Below are 17,718 nucleotides of genomic sequence, written 5' to 3'. Positions count from 1 at the left end.
ATCACAACCTATCAGGGAATCCTTCCAGCAACGGAAGGTTTTTTTATACCAAGAAGGAGAGCGTTATGACTGAAAAAACATTTAATTGTATTGCCACCGCTGCGAGCGGTTTAGAAGCACTAGTGGGCAAAGAATTACGGGATTTAGGGATCGAGTGTGAGGTTGAAAACGGCCGAGCGCGTTTTAAAGGGACGATGGAGACCATTGCTACCGCGAACTTGTGGCTCCGTACAGCGGACCGTATCAAAATTGTCGTCGGGGAATTTGACGTATTGACTTTCGATCAGCTGTTTGAAGAAGTTAAAGCGTTACCGTGGGAAGACTTTTTACCTTTAGATGCTGAATTTCCGGTAGCTGGAAAATCAATCAAATCAAAATTGTATAGTGTACCTGATTGTCAAGCGATTACCAAAAAAGCAATCGTCAATCGCTTAAGAGAAGTATACCATCGTCCAGCAAGTGTGCCGCTGACTGAAACGGGCGCTTTTTTCCAATTAGAAGTCGCTTTATTGAAAGACCATGCGATGATCACATTGGATACGACTGGCCCTAGTTTGTTTAAACGTGGCTATCGTTTAGAAAAAGGAGGCGCGCCGCTGAAAGAAAACATGGCTGCGGCTTTAGTGATGCTGACAAATTGGTACAAAGACAAGCCGTTTGTCGATCCCGTTTGTGGATCAGGCACGTTGTGCATTGAAGCAGCGTTGATCGGTCACAATATCGCCCCTGGCTTTAATCGGGAATTTGTTTGCGAAACGTGGGATTGGTTCCCAGCAGAAGTATTTGAAAAAGTACGGAAAGAAGCAGATGAAGCAGCAGATTATGATGTCGAATTAGATATTACCGGTTCGGATATCAATGGTCGAATGATTGAGATCGCCCGCAGAAATGCGGAAGAAATCGGTCTAGGAGACTCGATCACCTTCAAACAACAAGCCGTTAAAGACTTTAAAACAGAAAAAGAGTATGGTGTCGTTGTGGCTAACCCTCCTTATGGCGAACGCTTAGGAGAAGAAGCGTCCGTTCAGCGACTGTATCAGGAAATGGGCCAAGTGTTTCGGCCGCTTAAAACCTGGAGCAAGTACTTTTTGACCAGTGACTTGACTTTTGAGACCCATTACGGCGAAAAAGCGACAAAAAAACGCAAATTATACAACGGTGCGATTCGTACCGATCTCTTCCAATACTGGGGACAACGTCCGCCACGCAAAAAGGAGTCTGCTGAATGAAAGAACAAGTATTTCTGAAAGAATTAAAAGAAATCGATCTATTACAACAAGCAATGGGGATCTTAGGCTGGGATAATCAAACAGGGATGCCAGAAAAAGCCAGTGATTACCGTGCGGAAGTTGACAGCTATTTATATGGTCTATACTTTGATAAAAAAGTGGGGGAACCAATCCAAGAAGCGATCAGCTATTTCGGGAAACACCCAGATGAATTATCAGAAGTAGGGAAAGCTGCGTATCAATTAGTCAAAGAAGAATATGAATTGCAAAAAGATGTACCCAATGAGTTGGCGATGGCGGCTTCCGCAGCTACGTCAAAAGCACATACTGCTTGGCTCAAAGCCCGTAAAGAAAAAGATTTTTCTTTATTTAAAGACGCTCTTTCTGAAAACATTCGCTTGACGAAAGAATTGATTCCTTATTGGAAGAAAAATGAGCTGACGAACTATGACGTCTTGTTAAACCAATACGAGCCGAATATGACGGTTGAGATCTTGGATAACGTATTCTCACAAGTGAGAGACGGTATCATGGATATTCGTCGTCAATTGGCTGAAAAAGGAACAGCGCCAGACACTTCGATCCTTTCACGTAAGATGACAGAAGCGCAACAACGTAAATTTATCTCAAAAGTGATCGCCGACTTAGGCTATGACTTTTCTCGCGGCCGTTTGGATAATACGGTCCACCCATTCGCTACGGGGATCAACCACAATGATGTACGGTTGACCACACGCTGGAGCGAAACTGACTTTTCGATGGGACTGTTCGGTGTGATTCATGAAGCTGGTCACGGGATGTACGAGCAAAACATCGATGAGAAATACGAAGGCACGCCTGTTCATGAAGGGGCGTCCATGGGAATCCACGAATCCCAATCGCTGTTTAATGAAATCATTATCGGCAGCAACCGCAATTTCTGGGCAAAGCAATACCCATTTTTCCAAGAATGTGCGGAAGGCACGTTTGATGATGTGTCTTTTGACACTTTCTATGACTCCTTAAAGCACTCAAAAGCTAGCTTGATCCGTATTGAAGCTGATAGTCTGACATATGTCATTCATATTATTATTCGTTACGAGATCGAAAAAATGATCTTTAATGAAACCGTATCGATCGATGAACTGCCAAAAATCTGGAATGACAAATACGAGGAATATTTAGGGATTCGTCCAGAAAATGACTTGGAAGGGATCTTACAAGACGTTCATTGGTCAGGTTCAAGCTTCGGGTATTTCCCATCCTATGCTCTAGGATATATGTATGCAGCGCAATTGCTCCATGCCATGGAAAAAGAAATCAATGTCGATGAAGTGTTGGCTTCGGATGATTATTCACCGATTCGTAAATGGTTGACTGAAAATATCCATCAATATGGTGCATCCAAGAAACCAAATGAATTGATTTTAGATGCAACGGATGAATTATTGAATCCTCAATATCTATTAGACTATTTACGCAAGATCTATTTTAGTGTCTATAAAATCAGCGAGACGCAAGATTTCGCTTAAAAGTAACGAGTGGAAAGAAGCTTCGCAAGACGTTGCCGCCCCAATTATTTCATGGGGTGCTCGTCTTGTTGAACTTCTTTTCCTTTTGTATCAATCACCATCGAAAAAAGAAGGCTAGCTGCTTTCATATCGAAAGAAGGAAAAAAATGAAGGAAGAAAACAATGTTGCCGATCTTAGTAAAGTAATTGCTTATGCCGAAAGTATTCTGGGGAATGATTACACAGGACATGGGTTTGATCATGTCAAACGAGTGGCTGGGTTAAGTCAAGCCATCATTGATGCCGACGAATTGACAGTTGATCGCTTTGTCGTACAGGCGGCAGCCTATCTCCATGATACGGTGGATGACAAAGTTGTGGCGGATGTCACAGCGGCGTCTAACGAAGTGCGAGCTTGTTTGACCACAGCGGGAGCCAGTGAAGCACAAACGAAAGAAATTTTTTCTATTATCGAGAATCTGTCTTTTTCAAAAGAACTTTTGCAAGGCGCGCAAGTTGTCTCGGTAGAAGGCCGCGTCGTTCGTGATGCAGATCGTCTCGATGCTTTAGGTGCGATCGGTATTTTACGGACGAGTTATTTTGGTGGCAGTCATCAACACCCGATCCATGTCAGTGACTTAGCCCCAAAGACGTTTCAAAATCATGAAGATTACCGAAAAGGAACGACGGTGATCAATCATTTTTATGAGAAACTATTTTTGCTTCCTGAAAAGATGACCACGGCGTATGGCAAAAAAGAAGCCCAACGACGTGTGGCTTTCATGAAGGATTTTTTAGAAGAATTCTATGCAGAGTGGGATGTTTAACTTTGTTTAGAGTTTTTTAAACTGAAATTCGATTATTTCCTTTTTCCTCCATTGTTCTTTATAATAATAAGTACAAAGGAGGGATGGAAATGTACTACCAACAGGCATTACAACCGAATGAACTATTGCCAGCGATTTCCAATTCAGGGGAATGCTTTTTTGTCATTCGGGCTGAGCTACCCATCCGGCAATATCAAATCGCAGTCTATCTTTACGACGATCAATTCTTTTTGTTGCAAGATGATCGCTTGTTTGATCAAATCGACCAAATCTCTAGTGAAACATTAGGGGATGAAGAAGAGATTTTACCATTTATCGAAGAAGCGCTGGAAGAAAACCATTATTTATTAGTGGAAAAAGCGTTTATTCGTTTAGATCTATCTACTTTACAAAAGATGACCGATCTTACTAGTTTCGATATCTTGTTTTATGAATTTTTTGACTCATGGGGGGAAGAAGGATGAAACGGACTGAATACGTAACGCTACAAGACCAAACATTGATCGACCTATTCCAGCAGTTAGGAGAGGATGTTTCAAATCTCGAGCTGATCGATGAAGAAAAGAATATCGATGTGGTGGTTGTGTCGAATAGTGACTGGCAATATTTATTGGAGCAAGTCAATGATGATGTGAAAGAGTCTTTTGCTGATACCTCAGAGACAGACCTGGATGAAGAACTAGCCGACGAATAAACCTTTTTTTAGTTGATAAACTGTTTTACTACGAAAGTGGCGGATGGATCTTTAGAAGGGGTCTAGCAATCAAGGCAGCTTACCAAAAAAATACGAAGCGATCTCATTTCCCGTCAAGAGGAGCAGGATCAATTCGTATTTCTAGGTAGGTTGCTTTTATTTTGTCCGCAGACGAACGTTTTTGACTTTTAAATAGCCGCGAATCAAGTTGACAATCAGTAAAAGAATGCCCACAATCAATGGAATCGCTAATAAGTAAGGCGAGTAAAGGTGGGTTTCTTGCACGTGTTCAAGAGATGTTTTCTCCACTTCATTGATGGCTTGTTGAATGACTTGTAAACTAAATCCTGTCAGAAAACCAGCAATGATGAAAAGGACAAAGCCTAAATAGGGAATATCGGAAGACCGGCGAAAAAGAGCAAAAGCTGCATATAATACCAAAAGGAATGCCGGTACGCCAAAGGCAAAATAGGGATTTAACATGGTTTTTTAACCTCCTTTTCTTTTATGATACTCCAAAATTTACGTTTTGGGAAATAGCGTGTAAGATAAAAAGAAAACGTGAAGGAGTTCTTTATGTCCGCTTATATTACCCCAATAAAGGTTGCCTTGCTGGTTTTTCCTTTCCTAGCATTGGCGATATCAATGATTTTTTTTGTTATCCAATATCGAAAATACGGTCGTTTTATCTTGTCACGCGCACTGGTTCTGTATTCATTTGTCTTCTATTTATTGTGCGCCTATTTCTTAGTTATCCTACCATTGCCCTCGATCGAAGAGGTAGCACAGATGACTGGTCCTAAGATGGAATTGCAGTTAGGGGCATCGTGGCAACATTTTGTCCAACAGACCGTCTTAAACATTCACGATCCGCAAACCTATCTTCCCGCTATGAAGCAGGGGGTCTTCCTTGAGCCACTCTTTAATTTATTGTTGACCTTACCATTTGGGGTCTATTTGCGTTATTACTTCAAATGTTCCTTTTTAAAAACACTCGTTATTACGTTTTGCCTGACGTTGTTTTTTGAATTAACGCAGTTGACGGGCCTATATTTTATTTATCCTCGTCCGTATCGCTTATTCGATGTCAATGATCTCTTTGTCAATACAGTTGGAGGGCTTTTGGGCTGGACGATCGCCCCACTTTTTACGTTCTTATTGCCATCAAGGGAAGAGATGGATGCCGATTCTTACGCCAAAGGCACTCGGGTGACTGTGACACGAAGGGTGTTTGCTTGGTTGATCGACTGGGGAATACTGAATGTGATCAGTTTCCTTGTGGTGATCGCTGTTCGTTTGCTCACTCAACAGACGGTACGGGACTTTAGTGGGGACTATTGGTACTTTGCTCTTGAAGTGTTGCTGTACTTTGTGTTGTTGGCTTACCTTGCCAAGGGACAAACGATTGGAAAAAAACTCGTACGAATCAAAATCATGCAAGAAGGCCGTGAGCGTGTCAGCTTGGGGGCGTTATTGAAACGCTATGGCTTGTTTTATCTGATTTATGCCAGCATCAGTCGGGTCAATATCTTCTTCGCTCCGTTTCTTGAGTCGGATAATATGCTGCTTTTAGTCGTTAGTTTGTTGATGGTAGTTATTTTTGGGTTGATCCAGTTTGGTTTTTACTTGAATCTCTTGTGGGCAGCAATAAAAAAAGAAAGCCGCTTTTTCTATGAACGCCGCAGTGCAACGTATACTATCAGTACGATCGATCCTCAATCGATTACAAAAGAAAGTTAGGAAAACAAGGCAACATATGCTATAATCCAAAGGATGCTAAAAGAAAGAAGGTGTTTGAATGTCTTTTGAGTCATTTAAATTTCAACCATTTATTTATGAAGCACTTGCTGATAAAAAGTTCTCTAAACCAACAGAAGTGCAAGAAAAACTGATACCTGTTATCCAAAAAGGCCGTAGTGTTGTTGGACAATCTCAGACTGGGAGTGGTAAGACCCATACATTTTTACTGCCATTGATGGATAAAATTGATGCCGAAAAAGATGAAGTGCAAGTCGTGATTACTGCACCGAGTCGTGAATTAGCCACACAAATTTATCAAGCCGCAAAACAGATCGGCGGGTTTCATGATCCGGAGATTCGTGTGTCAAATTTTGTTGGAGGAACGGATAAACAGCGCCAATTGAGCCGTCTGCAAAATCAACAGCCCCATGTCGTGATTGGGACACCTGGTCGTATCTTGGATATGATCAACGAACAAGCGTTAGGGGTTCACACTGCCAATGTATTTGTCGTGGATGAAGCAGACATGACCTTGGATATGGGCTTTTTGGAAGAAGTCGATCAAATTGCGGGGCGTTTGCCTGAGAAACTACAAATGCTGGTTTTCTCCGCAACGATTCCAGAGAAATTGCGCCCATTCTTGAAAAAATACATGGCCAATCCATTGATCGAAGAAATCAAATCGAAAGCAGTCATCTCTGATACGATCGAGAATTGGTTGATTTCTACCAAAGGGAAAAATACCAATAAATTGATCTATCAATTATTGACTACAGGCCATCCCTATCTTGCCATCGTTTTTGCCAACACGAAGAGCCGTGTGGATGAAATTACGGATTACTTAAAGGAACAAGGCTTAAAAGTAGCGAAGATCCACGGCGACATCAGTCCTCGTGAAAGAAAACGGATCATGCGCCAAGTGCAAAATTTGGACTACCAATATGTTGTCGCAACAGATTTAGCTGCGCGAGGAATTGATATTGAAGGGGTTTCTCATGTCATCAATGCTGAGATTCCAGCTGATTTGGATTTCTTTATCCACCGTGTTGGTCGGACCGGTCGAAACCAAATGGATGGGACCGCGATCACTTTATATGATCCAAGCGATGAAGGGGCAATCCAAGCCATCGAAGATCTAGGGGTTGTTTTCCAACCGAAGGAAATCAAAAATGGCGAGATCGTTGCGACTTACGATCGGAATCGTCGGCAAAAGCGGGAAAAATCTCGTGACGAATTAGACCCAACCTTGATTGGCTTAGTCAAGAAAAAGAAGAAGAAAATCAAGCCTGGCTACAAGAAAAAAATTCAATGGGCCGTTGATAAGAAGAACAAAGAAAAACGGAAGATCGAACGTCGTCAAACGACTCGAACCGCCCGCAAAAACAAGAAAAATTCGAATAGCTAATGCTTACCAAAACAGCAGTCAAGGAAGAGAACTACTCTTCCTTGACTGCTGTTTTTAATTGTTTGGTCATTTCTACACACAATACGCCATCTTCAGCATAGGGTTCAGATGTTTTTTGATACCCACAGGATTCATAAAACGCACAAGCGTCGATCTCTGCGGATAACACTGATTGGAGGGCACCCTCTTGGATACCACGCATTTCGAGATAATGCAATAATTTGGTGCCGTATCCTTGGTACCGATAGGCCTTGGCTACGCAAAAGCGATCAGGTTGCAGAGTGTTCGGTGAAGAGAATTGATAGCGAATGGTCGCGATCGGGATGCGTCCATCTAGCCAAAGATAGTATGGGCAGGTTTGGTCTTTTTCATCAAATTCCCATTCTATAGGGATGTGCTGTTCTTCCACAAAAACGGCTTGCCGCAGGGCGAAAACCGCTTGTAGCATCCACGGACTGCGTCCAAAATAAAGCATCAGTCGTTTTCCTCCTTTTTCGTGGTATACTCGTTATATAGTAATTGTAGCAGATGAGAGGAGAAATGACGTGGATTTTTTTGAGGCGTTACAATGGTCAAATTGGAAGACACTGTCCTTTGAAATCAAAGAACAGCTGATCCAGCAAATTTTAATGTATTTTGTCAGTCCTTTAAAGGAGATCACCGATGTCCATTTTAGTCAGTTGACGTATGCAGGGTTGAAATGTGCTACCTTTGAATTAACGATCGATGGCGAAGACTTTGTCTTTATACCAGGGAACTCTGAGGCGATCTTAGGTTGGGATCTCGGTGTGCAAGGATTACCAGCTACTTGCTGGAGTAAAAATTGGCAGTCACCACCCAACGAGATCATTCGCCAGCTGGAAACAATCTATGAGTTAGAAACCAGCCAGGATTGGGGGATTTTTGTCAATGAGTCTACGAGCCCTTTGCGCAAAGCTGTGATTGATCCTATGCTAGTCCAAAAAAGTTCTCTGCCTGCTGGCGCAAGGTATATCGGGCAGTTAAATACAATCACTGGGGAGTTTCACGGGTTAGTCGATCAATTCAGTGTTTTCGAAAAAGAGCTAAAGGCACAATTCACAGCACCAGCGTCCTTTGAGGAAAGCTTGCGTTGGGAATTACCCGCTTTTTACCACGAAGAGAATCGCTATTTTGCTGCACTCGAGCCGTTATCGGAAACCTATCAGTTATTTACCCACGAATCCGTCAGTCAAACAGAATTGAAACAGCAGTTAGACAAACAAGGCTTTCAGCTGCTATCAGAGGATCAATGGGAATACGTTTGCGGTGCTGCGACTCGGCGACTTTTTCGCTGGGGCAATGAAAAGTCCTGCGACGATGGTGTCTCTTTGTCAACCGCTGAATTGCTTGAACCGAATTTATTTGGCTGCACCTATGGGCTTGCGGATGCGTGGGAGCTGACAGATGGCTTGTCTTTAAAAATGGAGAACTGGCAGATTTGTGGGCATCCTTTATTCGATGCCTTGCCATATGCCAGTTATTACCGTTCACGGAAAATGCTGCAGCCAGATCAAAAGCTTTCTCCCCAGAGCTATCGTTACCGCAAAGCGATTCTGATCAACAAAGAACGGATTTGAGGATTGACTTTTTCGAAACATTTCCTTATACTTTGAATGACGAAGGATATGGTCGGTTTGATGATTCATTACAGAAAGTTTTTCATTGCTGAGAGAAAAACATGAATTCGGACGGATTGCTCCCTTTGGTGCTCAACTGCAGCAGAAATGTTGCCGTCCACTCCGCGTTAACGAGTCTAAGAGGTAATGAGTCACATCATTGCAAGCAAGGTGGTACCGCGTATCGACGTCCTTGCTCTGCAATGGTGTTTTTTTATCGTCAAAATGACTCTACAGGAATAAGAGCGCCTTACCAGCAATTTTGTCAGCCCCTGTATCTTAAGCGAACACAGAAGAAAGTAGGAGAATAACGTGAAACAATTATCCAGTGCAGAAGTACGCCAAATGTTTTTGGACTTCTTTCAATCAAAAGGACATTCCATCGAGCCGAGTGCGTCCCTTGTTCCAGTCAACGATCCAACCCTGTTATGGATCAATTCAGGGGTGGCAACGCTAAAAAAATATTTTGATGGCAGTGTTGTTCCTGAAAACCCAAGAATTACCAATGCGCAAAAATCGATTCGGACTAACGACATTGAAAACGTTGGGAAAACAGCAAGACATCATACGATGTTTGAAATGCTAGGCAACTTTTCAATCGGCGATTACTTCAAAAATGAGGCGATCCATTGGGCATGGGAGTTTTTGACCTCACCAGAATGGATGGCTTTTGATCCAGACAAATTATATGTCACGGTTTATCCAAAAGACACAGAAGCAAAACGGATTTGGGCAGAGGAAGTCGGCTTACCAACAGAGCATATCGTTGAGATTGAAGACAACTTTTGGGACATCGGTGCAGGACCTTGTGGACCGGATTCAGAGATTTTCTATGACCGTGGTCCTGAGTTTAATGACGTAGCGGAAGATGATCCCGAAAACTATCCTGGTGGCGAAAATGAACGCTATTTGGAAATCTGGAATCTGGTCTTTTCAGAATTCAATCATCAACCAGATGGCTCCTATGAACCACTACCACATAAAAACATTGATACGGGGATGGGGCTGGAACGAATGGTTTCCATCGTTCAAAATGCACCAACCAATTTTGAAACAGACTTGTTTCTGCCGATCATTAATGCAGTGGCAAATTTAAGCGGTCGTGTGAACTACGGCGACAGCAAAACGACAGATATCTCCTTTAAAGTGATTGCAGACCATATCCGCGCACTTTCTTTTGCGATCGGCGATGGGGCACTTCCTTCAAATGAAGGCCGTGGCTATGTTTTACGTCGTTTATTACGTCGTGCAGTCATGCATGGGAAAAAATTAGGGATCGATACTGCCTTCTTATACAAATTAGTACCGATCGTTGGCGAGATCATGGAAAGCTACTATCCTGAAGTACTAGAACAGCAAGAATTTATTGAGAAAGTGATCCGCAACGAGGAAGAACGTTTCCATGAAACGATCAATGAAGGGTTAGATATTTTAAATCAAGTGATCGCCCAAGTAAAAGCAGACGGTCAAGATACGTTAGCTGGTCAAGATATTTTCAAATTGTATGACACTTACGGCTTCCCAGTTGAATTGACAGAAGAAGTGGCAGAAGACGAAGGGTTGAAAGTGGACCACCAAGGGTTTGAACAAGAAATGGATGCACAACGTGCCCGCGCTCGTGCGGCTCGACAAACAGAGCTTTCGATGGGCGTACAATCCGCTTTATTGACAGATATCAAAGTAGACAGCCGTTTCGTTGGCTATGATTCACTTGAAGCAAACAGCGAATTATTAGTGATCATCCAAGCCGAAGCGTTACATGATTCTGTTTCGACAGGTGAAGCAAAACTGATTTTTGCCGAAACACCATTCTACGCAGAAATGGGTGGACAAGTTGCGGACACAGGCACGATCGTAGCAGAAGATGGTACGATCGTAGCGGAAGTGACGGATGTCAAAAAAGCACCGAACGGTCAGTTCTTGCATACTGCTACAATCAAAGCGCCACTAAAAGAAGGCGTGAACTATTTCTTACAAGTGGATCAGCATCGTCGCAATAAGATCATTAAAAATCATACGGCGACTCACTTATTGCATAAAGCCTTAAAAGAAGTATTAGGCAGCCATGCGAACCAAGCAGGTTCATTAGTTGCTCCAGGACATTTGCGCTTTGACTTTAGTCATTTTGGGCAAGTGACCAGCGAAGAGCTGAGCCAAATGGAACAAATCGTCAACCAAAAAATTTGGGAAGCTCTTCCTGTTATGACGATCGAAACGGATATCGATACCGCAAAAGGCATGGGAGCGATGGCACTCTTTGGTGAAAAATATGGGCATGACGTTCGCGTCGTCAATGTTGCCGATTGGTCGATCGAATTATGTGGGGGAACCCATGTAGCAAATACGGAGGATATCGGTATTTTCAAAATCGTTTCTGAATCAGGGATCGGTGCTGGTGTTCGTCGGATCGAAGCAGTGACTAGTCAAGAAGCTTATACGTTATTGCATGAAGAAGAAGCGCAATTAAAAGCAATTGCAGGGATCGTTAAATCCGCCCAATTAAAAGAAGTCGTTGCCAAAACAGAACAACTGCAAGCGCAGCTGCGTGAATTGCAAAAAGAAAACGAAGCTCTTGCCAGCAAGTTAGCAAACCAGCAAGCAGGGGATGTTTTCAAGGATGTCAAAGAAGTAAATGGTCTGCGTCTGATCACAGCAAAAGTGACTGTAAAGGACATGAACCAATTACGTCAACTAGCTGACCAATGGAAACAAAAAGACCATTCTGATATTTTAGTGTTAGCTACCGCGAATGATGGCAAAGTGAATCTTTTAGCTGCCATGAACAAAGCAGCCAACGAAAAAGGATTGAAAGCAGGCGATTTGATCAAAGAGATCGCACCTAAAGTTGGCGGCGGCGGTGGCGGCCGTCCTGATATGGCACAAGCCGGCGGGAAGAATCCAGAAGGAATCGCAGCAGCACTTGAGACAGCAGCAGCGTGGTTAGCTGCCAAGTAAGCACACTATGGTTGAATCTGTACCCGCGAGTTCCTTTCCTTCTAAGAAGATAGGTGAAAGAGGAGCGTAGGTCTTTAACACATTCCTTTTTTGAACGAAGATGACGGAGGGGGAGACCCTTCCGTTATCTTTTTCCTTTTTTCCTACGTGTTATCTGAAAATGCGTTTGATAATTGAAGGGAATTCGCTTTTTTTTCGAAAAAACGATACGAATAGTTGTTTAATTGAATTCCTTCGGGGTAAAATAAGAAAGATGGTTTTTTGAGAGGGTGATGATTTGCTAAACTTTTTTTTAGATCGTAGCAAAAAAAATGGTGTCTACGAACGTACAGCCATCGGGAAATTAGCAGGCAGCCTCGGGTTGCTTTCCAACCTACTATTATTTGCTGGGAAATTTATCATTGGCTTATCTGCCCAGTCTGTTTCGATTATGGCAGATGCCATCAACAGTCTTTCAGATACCGCTTCGTCTATTTTAACATTGATCGGTTTTCGGATCTCTGCGAAACCAGCCGACAGTGAACATCCATATGGTCATGAGCGATTTGAAGCCATCAGTGGGTTTGTAGTATCTTTGATCATCACGTTTGTTGGCGGCCAATTTCTCATTAGCTCTGTGCAACGCATCATGGAACCGACGAGTATCCGTCTTTCCTCACTATTGTTTATCGTTTTGGTCTTATCGATTTTGATCAAAATCTGGCAGGGAGCGATGTACCGCAAACTGGCGAACCTGATCGGCTCTCAAACACTTAAAGCCAGCGGACAAGACAGTCTCAACGATGTGTATACAACGGGGGCAGTTTTGTTTTCAGCGACGATCGAGTGGTTGACTGGCCTACGTATCGATGGCTTCGTCGGCTGTCTGATTGCCTTGTATATTTTGATTAGCGGAATCAAAATGATTCGTTCCTTTATCAACGAATTATTAGGGGCACGCCCAACCCAAGAAGAAGTAGCTGCCATGGAGCAACGCTTGGATCACTATCCGACGATTCTCGGTTACCATGATTTACTGGTTCATAATTATGGACCGAAAAATCGCTTTGCCAGTGTGCATATCGAAGTGGATGAAACGTGGTCTTTACGGGAAGCGCATGAGGTGATTGATGCGATTGAACAAGATTTTCGCCAATCTTTAAAGGTCGACCTGGTCTGTCATCTTGATCCCGTACCAATTCAAGATCAGCAGTATCGGCATTTAAAAAAAGAAGTGTCAAAGATCATTCGCTTCGTTGACCCACAGTTACGGATGCATGATTTTCAGGTCAAAGGAGATCTGTTGGCTTTTGATTTAGTGATTCCCGCAAAACCGGCGTATAGTGATCAAGAAATCGAAGAAATGCTGAAACAAAAAATCAAAGAAACACTAGGGGACTATGAATTGAAGCTTGCTTTCGATCACAGTTACCTATTATAGGGTTACAGGATATAGGAGGAAACTATGATAAAAATGGATATGAGCATGATTTCCACAGTATTATTGGCACTTTTGTTTATTAATACGATCGCTGCCTTTATTACTGTTTTTCGGAAACCACGCTCGATTGCAAGTGTCTTTGCTTGGATGATGACGTTGGTATTCATCCCCGGCATCGGGTTCTTGTTGTACTTGTTTTGTGGTCGGGGGATCGACGGAGAAATTATTTATAAATTTAGTGAGCACCACCAAAGTAGGATCAATGAGTTGAATCAAATCATCAAAGTGCACAATTATTCTTTTCCTGAACATCCTTACTCAGATGACAATCATCTATTAGAGCGCTATTTTAAGAACCTTGATGAATCGCCCTTGACGAAAGGAAACAAAGTAGAATTTTATACAGATGGAAAAGAAAAATTTGCCGCATTGTTTGAGGACATGAAGCAAGCAGAAGATAATCTGCATGTGGAGTATTATTCGTTTTTTAATGATGAGATCGGTGGCCAATTCTTGTCAATCTTGATCGATAAAGCCCGTGAAGGTGTTGAAGTGCGTTTGGTCTATGATCCATGGGGGTCACCGAAGGCCAATCGGAAATTCTTTCAACCGTTGATTGATGCCGGTGGAAAAGTCGTGCCTTTCATCACTTCGAAGAACCTAATCCGCAACACACGATTGAACTACCATCTACATCGAAAAATCGTTGTGATCGACGGTCAAATCGGATGGACTGGCGGCTTTAATGTCGGCGATCAGTATTTAGGGAAAAAGGCCAAATTTGGCTATTGGCGAGACACCCATGCGAGAATCGTAGGTACTGCCAGTTTTACACTACAAGAGATTTTTATTCGTGACTGGAACGCATCTGTAAAAAGAGAAGAGGATCAGCTGGAATACGAGGATCGCTACTTTATTCTACCGCCGAAAGAGCGCTCTGGAAATGTTGATTTGCAGATCGTCGCTGATGGGCCTGAAAGTGAGACCCAAATTCTCAAAGGCGGTTTTGTAAAAATGATCTTAGCTGCCAAAGAATCGATTTGGATCCAAACGCCTTATTTGATTCCTGATGACAGTATGATGAACGCATTGGAAATTGCCATCCACTCAGGTGTAGACGTTCGAATCATGATTCCATGTATGCCTGACCACCCATTCATTTATCGGGCAACACAGCATTATGCCAATTACTTGCATCGCCGTGGTGCAAAAATCTACATCTATAACAATGGTTTCCTCCATGCGAAGACGGTCATGATGGATGATACCATTAGTTCCTTTGGGACGACGAATCAAGACATTCGGAGTTATGCCTTGAATTTTGAAGTCAATGCCTTCGCCTACGATCACGATGTCACGCAAACGTTGAAAGGCTTCTTTGAAGAGGATATGGCACAATCAACATTACTGACGGATGAAATTTTGGCGAAGCAATCTTACTGGTTGCGCTTCAAACAAAACTTCTCTCGGTTATTGTCTCCGATCCTTTAATTTCATCGCTTTTGCTAATCCTTGGCGTGCCAAATGGTCGGCACCTTTGTTTTGACTCTCAGGGACCCATTGGATGATTGCTAAAGCGAACTGTTTCAACAAGTATTGAATTTCTGTTAAATAATCAGAAAAAGCAGGGTTTTTGGTATAATTCTTGTCGATGGTCTGCGCAACGACTTTGCTGTCGGTATAGAGCATAATTGTCTGTTCCTGTAAACCTTTGTCAATCAGCAGCTGCAACGCATTGACCATCACAGCGAACTCTGCTTGGTGGTTGGTTGAATCAGGTAGCGGAAACGCAATTTGTTCATGCAGATCAGTACCGACAATGACGATTCCACCGCCACTAGGGCCGGGGTTGCCTTTCGTGGAAGCATCAAGATAAACTTTTAACATTGTCTCACCCTTTTTTGATATGATAAAGATAGTATACTAGAAATTTTATGTTGTGAGGAACTTTTATGAAGCGTAAATTGTATTGGCAACCGGAAGCTGCTACAGCGATCATTTATTGGTCGTTTACTATGATGATATTATTTATCAGTTTGATTCTTTCGTTAGAAAATACCAGACCTTATTGGAAAAGCAACCTCGTTTTAGCCGTCTTTTTCTTTTTTGTATGGTTAGGGATTCACCGAAGCATGCTCATCAGGAATGATTTGCTCCTGATTCGCTATGCGCGCTTATGGAAGAAAAGCCTTATTTCTTTACCTGAGATAGAAAAATGGCAAATTATAAACCGTTTAATAAGCATTACCGATCATCAAAAAACGTATACCTTCACGTTGCGTAAAAAAGATGTGGCATGGTTAGAAACTTTTTTTCAAGAAAAAATCCCTGAAAAAAGGGTGCAGGTCAAAACCAACGAGTAATTCATAGAAATCTAGAAAGCAGCGATCACTCCTTTTGGCGTTACAGCCTTAAGAGGGACGTTGTTTTTTGTTTACATAAAGGATTCGTGAAACTTCTTGTAAAAGTGTGAAAAATCTCTCTTTCTTTCTGAATAAAATCAAGTATAATAAGAGCATAGCAAACAAAATACATTTTAAAGTGCTAAATAGTTCGTGAATTGAGGGTAAAAATGAAATCAGATATCGAAATTGCACAAGAATCAATGCCTAAACCGATTATTGAAATTGCTGAACCACTTGGTTTAACAGGCGATGACCTGGAACTTTATGGCAAGTATAAAGCAAAAATCGAATGGTCGGCAATCACCGAAAAAGCAAACAATCCGCTGGGTAAACTCATTTTAGTCACAGCGATCAGTCCGACACCCGCTGGAGAAGGCAAGTCAACCGTGACCATTGGACTTGCAGATGCGTTAAATCAAATCGGCAAGCAAACCGTCATCGCTTTACGTGAGCCATCTTTAGGACCAGTAATGGGCATCAAAGGCGGCGCCACCGGCGGCGGCAAAGCACAAGTGTTGCCGATGGAGGACATCAACTTACACTTCACTGGCGATATGCATGCGATCACAGCAGCAAACAATGCCTTGTCTGCATTGATCGACAATCATATCCAGCAAGGCAATGAGTTGGGGATCGACGGACGTCGGGTCACATGGAAACGGGTTGTCGATTTGAATGATCGAGCGTTACGACAAGTGATTGTCGGTCTAGGGGGACCGTTACAAGGCGTTCCCCGAGAAGACGGTTTTGACATCACCGTTGCTAGTGAAATCATGGCGATTTTGTGCTTGGCAACAAGCATTGATAATTTAAAAGAGCGATTAGGAAAGATTTTAATTGGTTATTCTTTTGAGAAACAACCGATTTACGTAAAAGATCTGGCGGTCCAAGGTGCTTTAGCCTTACTTTTAAAAGATGCCCTCAAACCGAATCTTGTTCAAACGATTGAAGGAACCCCTGCGCTGATCCATGGCGGACCTTTTGCAAATATCGCCCATGGGTGTAATAGTGTCATCGCAACCGAGACGGCTTTGCACTTAGGCGAATACACGGTGACCGAAGCTGGGTTTGGTGCTGACTTAGGGGCAGAGAAATTTCTTGATATCAAAACACCGAACTTATCAAAGGCACCAGATGCGATCGTAGTAGTAGCGACGATCAGAGCACTGAAGATGCATGGTGGGGTCGCTGTGGCTGATTTAGGGACAGAAAACTTAAAAGCATTAGAGTTAGGCTTCAGTAATTTAAAGCGACATGTTGAAAACATGCGTAAATACGGGATTCCAGTTGTCGTTGCGCTTAATGAGTTCTCACAAGACACCGAAGCGGAGCGAACACTAGTCGAAACCATGTGCCAGCAAATCGACGTCACCATCGCACGGACAGCCGTTTGGGCAGACGGTGGTGCAGGTGGAACGGATCTAGCAAAAGCAGTGGTTCAAGTAATCGAGGAAAAACCTGCCAACTATCAACGCTTGTATACCGACGATTTGCCTTTAGCGGATAAAGCTTCTTTGATCGTGCGTGAGATCTATGGCGGGGCAGAGGTTGAGTTTGCGCCGAAAGCCAAGGCACAGTTGCAAAGCTTCAAAGAACAAGGCTGGGATCAGCTGCCGATCTGTATGGCAAAAACCCAGTATTCCTTCAGTGATGATCCAAAGCGATTGGGCGCACCAGATGACTTTACAGTAACGATTCGCGAATTCGTGCCAAAATTAGGGGCTGGCTTTATCGTAGCCTTGACAGGTGCCGTGATGACGATGCCAGGATTACCGAAGAAACCTGCCGCCATCAATATGGACGTGACTTCTGATGGCCAAGCGATCGGTCTTTTCTAAAAGAGCTATCACAAACAAAGAAGGCATTCGCGGCATTTGAAACGGAAAAACGGAAAGAGATGATTTGAAAGGACGGGT

At 42.9% G+C, this 17,718-nt stretch carries 16 protein-coding genes; 13 read left to right on the top strand and 3 right to left on the bottom strand.

The genetic code is table 11. The annotated features are described in order from the left end of the window. Positions 1 to 65: 65 nt before the first annotated feature. The 5 genes from IGI71_RS08770 to IGI71_RS08750 all read left to right on the top strand — a co-directional run bounded on the left by IGI71_RS08770 (position 66) and on the right by IGI71_RS08750 (position 4,240). Complete coding sequence (locus tag IGI71_RS08770; RefSeq protein ID WP_010748389.1) at positions 66 to 1,229, top strand: THUMP domain-containing class I SAM-dependent RNA methyltransferase; 1,164 nt, start codon at positions 66 to 68, stop codon at positions 1,227 to 1,229. Next, on the top strand, positions 1,226 to 2,740 hold the full coding sequence (locus IGI71_RS08765) for a carboxypeptidase M32 (RefSeq protein ID WP_213357098.1): 1,515 nt from the start codon (positions 1,226 to 1,228) through the stop codon (positions 2,738 to 2,740). The genes IGI71_RS08770 and IGI71_RS08765 overlap by 4 nt, the downstream gene beginning before the upstream one ends. A gap of 146 nt (positions 2,741 to 2,886) precedes the next feature. Next, complete coding sequence (locus IGI71_RS08760) at positions 2,887 to 3,546, top strand: HD domain-containing protein (protein ID WP_016609302.1); 660 nt, start codon at positions 2,887 to 2,889, stop codon at positions 3,544 to 3,546. Positions 3,547 to 3,629: 83 nt separating this feature from the next. Continuing rightward, complete coding sequence (locus IGI71_RS08755; RefSeq protein WP_005226138.1) at positions 3,630 to 4,010, top strand: hypothetical protein; 381 nt, start codon at positions 3,630 to 3,632, stop codon at positions 4,008 to 4,010. Next, complete coding sequence (locus IGI71_RS08750; RefSeq protein ID WP_010748385.1) at positions 4,007 to 4,240, top strand: hypothetical protein; 234 nt, start codon at positions 4,007 to 4,009, stop codon at positions 4,238 to 4,240. The genes IGI71_RS08755 and IGI71_RS08750 overlap by 4 nt, the downstream gene beginning before the upstream one ends. Positions 4,241 to 4,396: 156 nt before the next feature. Here IGI71_RS08750 and IGI71_RS08745 read toward each other — a convergent pair whose 3' ends face one another. Continuing rightward, complete coding sequence (locus IGI71_RS08745; protein ID WP_010748384.1) at positions 4,397 to 4,723, bottom strand: hypothetical protein; 327 nt, start codon at positions 4,721 to 4,723, stop codon at positions 4,397 to 4,399. A 93-nt stretch (positions 4,724 to 4,816) separates the two neighbouring features. Between IGI71_RS08745 and IGI71_RS08740 the strand changes: the two genes are divergently transcribed. Both IGI71_RS08740 and IGI71_RS08735 read left to right on the top strand, forming a co-directional pair. After that, on the top strand, positions 4,817 to 5,980 hold the full coding sequence (locus IGI71_RS08740) for a VanZ family protein (RefSeq protein WP_430615423.1): 1,164 nt from the start codon (positions 4,817 to 4,819) through the stop codon (positions 5,978 to 5,980). A gap of 58 nt (positions 5,981 to 6,038) precedes the next feature. Next, on the top strand, positions 6,039 to 7,385 hold the full coding sequence (locus tag IGI71_RS08735) for a DEAD/DEAH box helicase (protein ID WP_151195264.1): 1,347 nt from the start codon (positions 6,039 to 6,041) through the stop codon (positions 7,383 to 7,385). A 31-nt stretch (positions 7,386 to 7,416) separates the two neighbouring features. Here IGI71_RS08735 and IGI71_RS08730 read toward each other — a convergent pair whose 3' ends face one another. Continuing rightward, positions 7,417 to 7,860 carry a GNAT family N-acetyltransferase gene (locus IGI71_RS08730; protein WP_430615419.1) on the bottom strand — a complete coding sequence of 148 codons (444 nt, stop codon included), beginning with the start codon at positions 7,858 to 7,860 and terminating at the stop codon, positions 7,417 to 7,419. Positions 7,861 to 7,930: 70 nt separating this feature from the next. Here IGI71_RS08730 and IGI71_RS08725 point away from each other — a divergent pair, with 70 nt between their 5' ends. The 4 genes from IGI71_RS08725 to cls all read left to right on the top strand — a co-directional run bounded on the left by IGI71_RS08725 (position 7,931) and on the right by cls (position 14,888). Continuing rightward, the gene (locus tag IGI71_RS08725) at positions 7,931 to 8,983 is read left to right on the top strand and encodes a DUF7278 family profilin-like fold-containing protein (RefSeq protein WP_005226132.1); all 1,053 of its coding nucleotides are present in this window, start codon (positions 7,931 to 7,933) and stop codon (positions 8,981 to 8,983) included. 351 nt (positions 8,984 to 9,334) lie between these two features. Further along, the gene (gene alaS / locus IGI71_RS08720; RefSeq protein ID WP_430615416.1) at positions 9,335 to 11,977 is read left to right on the top strand and encodes an alanine--tRNA ligase; all 2,643 of its coding nucleotides are present in this window, start codon (positions 9,335 to 9,337) and stop codon (positions 11,975 to 11,977) included. A gap of 277 nt (positions 11,978 to 12,254) precedes the next feature. Then, the gene (locus IGI71_RS08715; RefSeq protein WP_430615413.1) at positions 12,255 to 13,397 is read left to right on the top strand and encodes a cation diffusion facilitator family transporter; all 1,143 of its coding nucleotides are present in this window, start codon (positions 12,255 to 12,257) and stop codon (positions 13,395 to 13,397) included. A gap of 24 nt (positions 13,398 to 13,421) precedes the next feature. Further along, positions 13,422 to 14,888 carry a cardiolipin synthase gene (gene cls, locus IGI71_RS08710; protein WP_015509734.1) on the top strand — a complete coding sequence of 489 codons (1,467 nt, stop codon included), beginning with the start codon at positions 13,422 to 13,424 and terminating at the stop codon, positions 14,886 to 14,888. Here cls and IGI71_RS08705 read toward each other — a convergent pair. Then, a complete protein-coding gene (locus IGI71_RS08705; RefSeq protein WP_005226128.1) occupies positions 14,868 to 15,284 on the bottom strand; it encodes a ribonuclease HI family protein in 417 nt (138 codons plus the stop codon). The two genes, cls and IGI71_RS08705, sit on opposite strands and share 21 nt — an antisense overlap. Positions 15,285 to 15,349: 65 nt before the next feature. Between IGI71_RS08705 and IGI71_RS08700 the strand changes: the two genes are divergently transcribed. After that, entirely contained in the window at positions 15,350 to 15,760 is a 411-nt protein-coding gene (locus IGI71_RS08700; protein WP_005231379.1) for an EbsA family protein, read from the top strand. A gap of 209 nt (positions 15,761 to 15,969) precedes the next feature. Next, positions 15,970 to 17,640 (top strand): formate--tetrahydrofolate ligase, encoded by a 1,671-nt coding sequence (locus tag IGI71_RS08695; protein ID WP_015509731.1) that lies wholly within the window; start codon positions 15,970 to 15,972, stop codon positions 17,638 to 17,640. Positions 17,641 to 17,718: the final 78 nt, after the last annotated feature.

It is taken from the genome of Enterococcus sp. DIV1279b (assembly GCF_050531515.1).
Classification (GTDB): Bacteria; Bacillota; Bacilli; order Lactobacillales; family Enterococcaceae; genus Enterococcus_D; species Enterococcus_D casseliflavus.
The sequence above is the reverse complement of the archived record's forward strand: the minus strand, read 5'-3'. Positions and strand labels throughout refer to the sequence as shown.